General features: G+C 64.1%; 3 protein-coding genes. 2 read left to right on the top strand and 1 reads right to left on the bottom strand.

All coding sequences use genetic code 11. The features are described 5' to 3' along the window. The coding region (locus EOA33_RS31560) for a CoA-transferase subunit beta (RefSeq protein ID WP_145989395.1) at positions 1-681 on the top strand (681 nt) is incomplete at its 5' end. Beyond that, the gene (pcaF, locus tag EOA33_RS31555) at positions 681-1,886 is read left to right on the top strand and encodes a 3-oxoadipyl-CoA thiolase (RefSeq protein ID WP_127407405.1); all 1,206 of its coding nucleotides are present in this window, start codon (positions 681-683) and stop codon (positions 1,884-1,886) included. The genes EOA33_RS31560 and pcaF, both read left to right, overlap by 1 nt. Before the next feature lie 173 nt (positions 1,887-2,059). Here pcaF and EOA33_RS41395 read toward each other — a convergent pair. After that, on the bottom strand, positions 2,060-2,591 hold a 532-nt coding region (locus EOA33_RS41395), incomplete at its 5' end, for a cold-shock protein (RefSeq protein ID WP_281033581.1).

Below are 2,591 nucleotides of genomic sequence, written 5' to 3'. Positions count from 1 at the left end.
AGCGCGCGGCTGACGCATGCGCCCGACATCACGCTGATCTATGAGAGCGGCACCATCGGCACCGCGCCTGAGGTCTTGCCGCTGTCGATCGGCGACGGCGAATTGTGCGAGACCGCGGTCACCACCGTCGCCGTGCCGGAGATGTTCCGCTACTGGCTGCAGGGTGGTCGCATCTCGATCGGCTTCCTCGGCGCCGCGCAGCTCGACAAATTCGGCAACATCAACACCACGATCATCGGCGACTATGCGCACCCCAAGACCCGCCTGCCCGGCGGCGGCGGCGCGCCGGAGATAGCCACCTCGTCGAAACAGGTCTACATCACCATGGCCCAGTCGAAGCGCGGCATGGTCGAAAAGATCGACTTCTTCACCTCCTTTGGCCATGGCGAAGGCGGCGACCACCGCCTGCGGCTCGGCATCGACACCGCCGGCCCGACGCTTTTGATCACCGATCTTGCCATCTGGAAGCCGGACCCGGTCACCAAGGAATTCACCGTCGTGTCGCTGCATCCCGGCGTCACGCGCGAACAGGTGCAGGAAACCTGTGGCTGGACAGTCAAGTTCGCGGAGGCCCTTGACGAGACGCCGGCGCCGACGGAACTCGAGCTCAAGACGTTGCGCGAGCTGCAGGCCCGCACCAAGGCCGCGCATCAAGGGACAGCCAAAGGGAAAGCCGCATAATGACCGAGGCCTTCATCTGCGATTACATCCGCACGCCGATCGGCCGCTTCGGCGGTTCGCTGTCCTCCGTGCGCGCCGACGATCTCGGCGCCATCCCGTTGAGAGCCCTCGTTGAGCGCAACAAGGGTCTCGATTGGGCCGCCATCGACGACGTCGTCTATGGCTGCGCCAACCAGGCCGGCGAGGACAACCGCAACGTCGCGCGCATGGCGCTGCTGCTTGCCGGCCTCCCGCAGGACATTCCCGGTTCGACGGTCAACCGCCTCTGCGGTTCGGGCATGGATGCCGTCACTGTCGCCGCGCGCGCCATCAAATCAGGCGAGGCCGAGTTGATGGTCGCCGGCGGCGTGGAGTCGATGAGCCGTGCGCCCTTTGTCATGCCGAAGGCCGACACCGCCTTCTCGCGCAATGCCGAGATCTACGACACCACCATCGGCTGGCGCTTCGTCAACCCGCTGATGAAGAAGCAGTATGGCGTCGATTCCATGCCGGAGACCGGCGAGAACGTCGCCGAGGAGTTTTCGGTCAGCAGAGCCGACCAGGACGCCTTTGCCGCGCGCAGCCAGGACAAGGCTGTTGCGGCGCAGGCCAATGGCCGGCTGGCGAAGGAGATCACGCCGGTGGCGATCCCGCAGAAAAAGGGCGAGCCAATCGTCGTGTCGAAGGACGAACATCCCCGCGCCGGCACCACCATCGAAGCGCTGGCCAAATTGCCGACGCCGTTCCGCCAGGGCGGCACGGTGACCGCCGGCAATGCATCCGGCGTCAATGACGGCGCGGCTGCCCTCATCGTCGCCTCCGAAGCGGCTGCGAAGAAGCACGGGCTGACGCCGATCGCCCGCATCCTCAGCGGCGCCGTCGCCGGAGTGGCGCCGCGCATCATGGGCATCGGGCCGGCGCCGGCCACCAAGAAGCTCTGCGCCCGTCTCGGTCTGACGCCCGAGCAATTCGACGTCATCGAATTGAACGAAGCCTTCGCCTCCCAAGGCATTGCCGTGCTCCGCCAGCTCGGAATTTCCGAGAAGGCGGAGCATGTCAATCCCAATGGCGGCGCCATCGCGCTCGGCCATCCGCTCGGCATGTCGGGCGCACGCATCACCGGCACGGCGGCGCTGGAACTCAGCGAGCGCGGCGGCAAGCTGGCCTTGGCCACCATGTGCATCGGCGTCGGCCAGGGCATCGCGATCGCGTTGCAGCAGGTGTAACACTCCGGTGATCAGTACAGCGGACCGACGTAAATCTCCGCAAATACCTTTGCGTTATTTGTCAAACCGGCGTTCCTTGAGCGCATCGCCGATTGGCATTCGATCAATCCGCAGCCAATGTTGCCTCGGCCGCCGGCCGGCTGCGAATTACTGTTGGGTACGGTGGGGAAGGTTCAGCCAATCCGAATAGTCTGAACTTCCAGGCCTTTCTTGCCAGGTCCCTGCTCAAACAGCACCTTCTGTCCCTCGGCCAGCGCGCTGAGCCCAGAGCGGGATAGCGCCGAGGCATGAACGAAGACGTCTTTACCTCCGCCTTCAGGCGCAATGAAACCAAAGCCCTTTTCGGCATTGTACCACTTCACGGTGCCTCTGGTTGCGAACTGCGTTTGCGGCCGAACGATGGCTGTCCCACCGGCAGGCGCATTTGCAGAACTTTTCGGAATTTCCTCTCCGATCTCCAGTACTTGCGCTACCTGATGTCCCTTTTTCGTTTCCTCCAACGTGACCTTCAGATGCGCTCCTTCGGCGACACCGTGGCTTCCAATCGCCTCCAACACGCGCGAGGGCAAATAGGCCTCTGTGCCGTCTGAGGCTTTGACGAACCCAAACCCCTTGCTTGCGTTGAACCACTTCTGGGCGTCGACAGGTGCCGCGACCGCCGACGGTGGCCGCTGAAGGAAGCTGGGTACGATAGCTTCTCCGGAA

This window comes from Mesorhizobium sp. M4A.F.Ca.ET.050.02.1.1, assembly GCF_003997725.1.
Classification (GTDB): domain Bacteria; phylum Pseudomonadota; class Alphaproteobacteria; order Rhizobiales; family Rhizobiaceae; genus Mesorhizobium.
The sequence above is the reverse complement of the archived record's forward strand: the minus strand, read 5'-3'. Positions and strand labels throughout refer to the sequence as shown.

Coding starts and splice junctions, on each gene's coding strand:
- pcaF (WP_127407405.1), top strand. CDS start 681: ATGACCGAGGCCTTCATCTGCGATTACATCCGCACGCCGATCGGCCGC.